4 protein-coding genes are annotated in these 5,957 nt (G+C 63.1%); all 4 read left to right on the top strand.

Annotated elements, in window-relative coordinates:
• Nucleotides 1–1,066: rod shape-determining protein RodA (gene rodA / locus O2807_10850; GenBank protein ID MDA1000995.1), on the top strand; the 1,066-nt coding region annotated here is incomplete at its 5' end.
• A 184-nt stretch (nucleotides 1,067–1,250) separates the two neighbouring features.
• Nucleotides 1,251–4,085 (top strand): TIGR03960 family B12-binding radical SAM protein, encoded by a 2,835-nt coding sequence (locus tag O2807_10845; GenBank protein MDA1000994.1) that lies wholly within the window; start codon nucleotides 1,251–1,253, stop codon nucleotides 4,083–4,085.
• The gene (locus O2807_10840; protein ID MDA1000993.1) at nucleotides 4,075–5,673 is read left to right on the top strand and encodes an Rne/Rng family ribonuclease; all 1,599 of its coding nucleotides are present in this window, start codon (nucleotides 4,075–4,077) and stop codon (nucleotides 5,671–5,673) included. The genes O2807_10845 and O2807_10840 overlap by 11 nt, the downstream gene beginning before the upstream one ends.
• A gap of 67 nt (nucleotides 5,674–5,740) precedes the next feature.
• Complete coding sequence (locus tag O2807_10835) at nucleotides 5,741–5,953, top strand: hypothetical protein (protein MDA1000992.1); 213 nt, start codon at nucleotides 5,741–5,743, stop codon at nucleotides 5,951–5,953.
• The last annotated feature ends 4 nt before the right edge of the window (nucleotides 5,954–5,957 follow it).

Here is a 5,957-nt window from a genome sequence, read left to right as displayed (position 1 = left end):
GGGGGTGCTGATGATCTACAGCTCGATCTACACCGACCCCAACCTGCTGGCCGGCGCGCTTCACTGGAAGCAGTTGCTCTGGAGCACTCTCGGCCTTCTGGTGATGGTGTCCATTCTGCTTGTCGACTACCACCAGCTGACCCGGTGGGCCTATCTGCTCTACTTCCTTTTGATCGTCATGCTCGTTCTGGTCTTCCTCGCCGGGAGAACTGTATACGGAGCCAAGCGCTGGCTCGTTTTCGGGCCGGTGCGGATTCAGCCCTCCGAGCTCGCGCGGCTTTTCATGATCATCGTGCTGGCCCGCTACTTCGGCACACGGGAGAGCAGCGAGCCGCTGGGCTTTCGCGAGCTTATCGTCCCCTTCGTTCTCGTCATCATCCCGGTGGGACTGGTGGCCAGACAGCCTGACCTCGGCACGGCCCTCACCACCTTCATGATTGCCGCCTGCATGGTGCTCACTGTCGGGGTCCGCAAGCGGGTGCTCTTCTCGCTGGCGGGCATCGGCCTGGCGACCGCTCCGATCGGCTGGTTCTTTCTCCGGGAATACCAGCGATCGCGCATATTGACCGTCTTCAACCCCAACCGCGACCCCTTGGGGGCGGGCTACCAGAGCCTGCAAAGCAAGATTGCGATCGGCAGCGGGGAGATATGGGGAAAAGGTCTTTTCCAGGGAACCCAGAGCCGGCTCCATTTCCTTCCGGAGCGGCACACCGACTTTATTTTTTCCGTCCTGAGCGAAGAGCTCGGATTCATGGGCGCTGCCTTTTTGCTGTTTCTCTTCCTGATCCTCATCTACCGGATATTCCTCATCGGGCTCCAGGCGGGCGACAAGCAGGGGACCCTCATCGCGGTGGGTGTCGCTTCCTCCATCTTTCTCTACGCTTCCCTCAACATCGCCATGACGCTCGGGCTGATGCCCATCGTCGGCCTGCCCCTCCCCCTGGTCAGCTACGGCGGGAGCGCCGCCATCACCTTCTATCTGTCCATCGGGCTGGTGCTGAACGTCTGGATGCGACGGAAGAGTTTCACCTCGTTTTCGTACAAAAGGGAGTACCCTTTCCGCTAGCGGCGTCCCCGGGAAGGGGATAAAATCCCCCATCTCATTGGATTTCAATCATTTTTGAGTGCCTTCCCCGCCGCAGAGTTGAAAACTCACCGCGTTTCCAGCAAAATTCCCCTTGCTTGACGGGTATTTTCCCGCTGCGGAAAGCAGCTCCCCCCGCACCGCAGCGTTTGGAGAGATAAGTTTCATGCAGACTGAATCTACTATCGTGTACGAGCGGGACGTGTTTCCGTTCGTCCAAAAACCCTCCCGCTATCTCGGGAACGAGGTCAACGCCATCCGCAAGAACCTCGCCGGGGTGCGGAACCGGGTCGCCCTCGCCTTCCCCGACAGCTACGAAGTGGGGATGTCCCACAACGGCATCCGCATTCTCTATCACCTCCTGAATGCGCGCGCGGACATCGCCGCAGAGCGCGTCTTTCTCCCGTGGCCGGATTTTGAGGCCATCCTCCGGGAAAAGGGCGCGCCCCTCGCCACCCTCGAGAGCCGCACCCCGGTCCGTGACTTCCACATCCTCGGCATTTCTCTCCTCTACGAGCTGGCGGCGAGCAACGTGCTCGTCCTGCTCGATCTGGCGAAGATGCCGCGGCGGGCCGCCGATCGGAGCGAAACCGATCCGCTGGTCGTCGGCGGGGGGCCGGTGGCCTTCAACGTGGAGCCGATGGCGCCCTTCTTCGATGCGGTGGCGCTCGGCGATGGGGAGGAGATGTTCCCGGAAATCGTGGAGGCGCACGAAGCCTGGCGCCGCTCGGGCGAGCGGCGGGAGGCCCTTCTCGAGCGCCTTGAGCGGATCGAGGGTATTTATGTCCCATCGCGCTACAAGGTTTCGCAGAACCCCGACGGCACGATCCGCGGCTTCCGGCACGTGACCGGCCACCGGAGGCCGGTCCTCGCCCGGGTACTTGAGGATCTGAACCATTCGGCCCATCCAGTCGCATCCATCGTCCCTTACACGCAAGTGGTTCACGACCGTGTCACGCTGGAAGTCCAGCGCGGTTGCACCCGGGGGTGCCGCTTCTGCCACGCGGGGACGATCTACCGCCCCGTCCGGGATCGCGACCCCGCGAAAGTACTCGAGCTGGCCGAGGAGTCCCTCCGCAAGACCGGCTACGAGGAGATCAGCCTCTCCTCCCTGTGCATCGCCGACTACCAGCCCCTCAAGGGCCTCGTTCCGCGGATGATGGAGCGGCTCGCTCCGATGCAGACCTCCATCTCGCTCCCCTCCCTCCGGGTGGGGGCGATGAGCCCCGACCTCCTCGCCCAGATCGCCCGGGTGCGGAAGACCGGATTCACCCTCGTCCCCGAGGCGGGCAGCGAACGGCTCCGCAACGTCATCAACAAAGTACTGACCTCCCAGGATCTCCAGCGGAACCTCCAGGACATCCTCGACGCCGGCTGGCAGGGGGTCAAGTTCTACTTCATGCTCGGCCTGCCGACCGAAACGCTGGAGGACCTGAAAGAGATGGCCGAGATGCTGATGGCGTGCGGCCGGATGAAGTCAAAGGTGAGCGGCGAGCGTTTCCGCTCCATCAACGTGAGCCTCTCCACCTTCGTCCCCAAGCCCCACACCCCCTTCCAGTGGTTCCCGCAGGACCGCAAGGAAACGATCCGGGAGAAACTCGACTTCATCAAGAAAAACGTTCCCGACCATCGCATCAAGCTCCACTGGTCGAATCCCCGGCACAGCTTCTTCGAGGCCATCTTGTCCAAGGCCGACCGCCGGGTGGCCGATGTCATCGAAACGGCTGTGGATGCGGGCTGCAAATTCGACGGGTGGATGGAGTATTTCGACTACGACAAGTGGATGGCCGCCTTCGCGGCGCACGGCCTCGACCCCGAGTGGTACGCCTACCGGGAGATTCCCGCCGATGAGCCCCTTCCCTGGGATCACCTCGACCCGGGCGTCACCAAGGCGTACCAGCTCGCCGAGTGGCGCCGCGCCCTGCGCGAGATCACCGTCGGCGACTGCCGCTACGAGTCCTGCGGGCAGTGCGGCATCTTGGACAACTACAAGGGCATCAAGTACCACTACGAAAAACCGCTGCCGCCTCCCGGCGAGATGCTGCCGGTGGTGAACTCCGCCGACCTCTCCATGGGAGCGGACCTTCCGCCAAATGAGCCGGCCGAACTCTCCCTCGTCAAGGCCCAGATTGAGGAGAAGAAAGCCGAGGAGAAGAAAAACGGAAAAGCGGGCCGCACCCGCCGCCGGAGACCCGCCCTGCGCGAGGGCGGGCCCGTCCCCCTCGGCTTCGAGGGCGGCGCCACGGAGGACAACCCCGGCATCGCCGCCGAAGAGCAGGACTACCCGGTGCGCCGCTTCCGGCTCGCCTTCGAAAAAAGCGGGGATTTGCGCTTCCTAAGCCACCTTGAAGTGCTCCGCACTTTCATCCGCGCGGCCCAGCGGAGCGGGCTGCGGATGGCCCACACCCAGGGGTTCAACCCGCACCCGAAGATTGTCTTCTCCCACGCCCTTCCCGTCGGGGTGGAGAGCAGAGCGGAGATCGTCGATCTCGCCCTGCTCGAGACGTCGGGGGCGCTCCAGCCGAGAGATGTTCTCCGCGCTCTCCAGCGGGAACTGCCCGCAGGGCTCCGCCCCCGTGCCGCCTGGCGGCTCGTGAGCGGCGCCCCCGCATCGGCGAACGCCATCGCCGGGGCGGTCTATGACATCCGCCTCCCGGCGGGCATGGACGAATCCCCAGACATCGAATACGCCATCGCCCGGGCTCTGGCCGCGGATCGAATCGAGATCCGCCGCGAGCGCAAGGGCAAAATCATCCATTTCGACGCGCGTCCCGCCATTCGCTCCTTCGAGGCGAAAGGTCCAGGGCCCGGCGCCGACGGGAAGCCGGCCCACCGGCTTCTCATCGAGCTTCGGTTCAGCGAAGGGGCAACGCCCAAAATCTCCGAGATTTTGTCGGCCTGCCTCGATCTCTCGCCCGTGGACATTCTCCGGGCCCGCGTCCTTAAGGTTGCCGTCCGCTGGAAAAGCGCGAGCGGCAAAACAGTGGAATATGCCATCTGAAATCATCGTCAACTGCGAACCATTCGAAACGCGCGTCGCGCTCCTCGAAAACGGGACTACCGCCGAGATCTACGTCGAGCGCGCCTCGGAGAAGAGCATCGTCGGAAATATCTACAAGGGCCGGGTGACCAAGGTCCTTCCCGGGATGCAGGCCGCCTTCGTGGACATCGGCCTCGAGAAGGCGGGCTTCCTCTACGTTAACGACGTGGACACCATCGAATCCATCGAGAACTACCAGAAGGCGGCCGAGGGGCACCTCGAGGAGGAGGAACTCGACTTCGAGGGCAACGGGCACTCCGCCCACTCCGTCGAGGAGGAAGAACCCGACGGCCCCGTGAACTTCGACACCATCCCCCGGCGTCGCTCCCGCCGCAACGGCAAGCAGCGCCCCATCGAGGATATCCTCAAGGAAGGTCAGGAGGTCATCGTCCAGGTCAGCAAGGAACCCATCGGCACCAAGGGCTCGCGCCTGACGAGCTACATCACCCTTCCCGGCCGCTACGTGGTCTATATGCCGACCATCCACCAGATCGGCATCAGCCGCCGCATCGAAGAAGAGGAGGAGCGCAAGCGCCTGAAGGGCATCGTCCGCAAGTACCGCAAGCCCGGCGCCGGCTACATCGTCCGCACCGCCAGCGAAAACACGCCCGCCGAAGATCTTGAATCGAACATGCAGTTTCTCCACGCGCTATGGGAGGACATTCTCGGCAAGAACGAGCACTCCTCTGCGCCGGATCAGATTCACAACAACCTCACCCTCATCCAGCGCGCGGTGCGGGACCTGTTCACCACCGACGTCGAGCGGATGTTGATCGACGACCCGGACGCCTATGCGGGATGCCGGTCATTCGTCGAGAGCTACTACCCGCATCTCCTCCCCAAAATCGAACTCTTCCATAGAGAGGAACTGATTTTCGATCATTACGGCATCGAGCTCGAGATCGAACGCGCGTTGGGGCAGCGGGTCTGGCTGAAGAGCGGCGGCTACATCGTCATCGACCAGACCGAAGCCCTCACCACCATCGATGTGAACACCGGCCGCTTCGTCGGCAAGCGCAACCCCGAGGAAACGATCGTCCAGACGAACCTCGAAGCTGTCCGCGAGATCGTCGCCCAGCTGCGCCTGCGGAATATCGGCGGGATCATCATCAACGACTTCATCGACATGGAGCGCGAGGAGAACAAGGAGAAGGTCTTCAACACCCTTAAGGAAGAGCTGCGAAAGGACCGCTCCCGCACGAACATCCTGAAGATCAGCGAACTTGGGCTGGTCGAGATGACCCGCAAACGGGTGCAGAACAGCATCCAGCGCGTCCTGTGCGGCACCTGCCCCTACTGCGAGGGCCGCGGACGGGTGAAGTCGGCTGTTTCGGTGAGCTTCGAGGCCCTCCGCGAGGCGGGCCGGGTGCGCCGCCTCCACCCCGAGAGCGAAAAGATCATGATTAACGTCCATCCCGAGGTGGTTGGCCTTCTCCTGGAAGAGGAGCGCCATCACGTAGAGATCATCGAGAAAAACCTGGGCGTTCAGCTCGTCATCAAGGCGGACCCCGAACTTCATATCGAAGGTTTCGAAGTAATTGCGCTATAATGTGCCGGTTCGCCTCTCTGCCCGAGAGGCCCCAAATGGTTTCCGCCCTTTGTCCCCGAAATTTCCGATGAAAAGACTTCTCTTCCATTTTGCGCTTCTCGCCGGGCTCGCCGCATGCGCCCCCGTTGATTTCGCGCCCGGCATCGAGACGCCCGCCGCCCGGCCGGCGAGCGAGACTGCGCTCCTTCGGCGGCAAGTGGCCGAGGCCCAGGAGCGGGGGGCACGCCAGGAGGTCGCCCTCTCCCAGTTTACAAGCCAGATCCAGCGCCTGGCCTCGTAAATCC

Source organism: bacterium (assembly GCA_027622355.1).
Lineage (GTDB): Bacteria > UBA8248 > UBA8248 > UBA8248 > UBA8248 > JAQBZT01.
The sequence above is the reverse complement of the archived record's forward strand: the minus strand, read 5'-3'. Positions and strand labels throughout refer to the sequence as shown.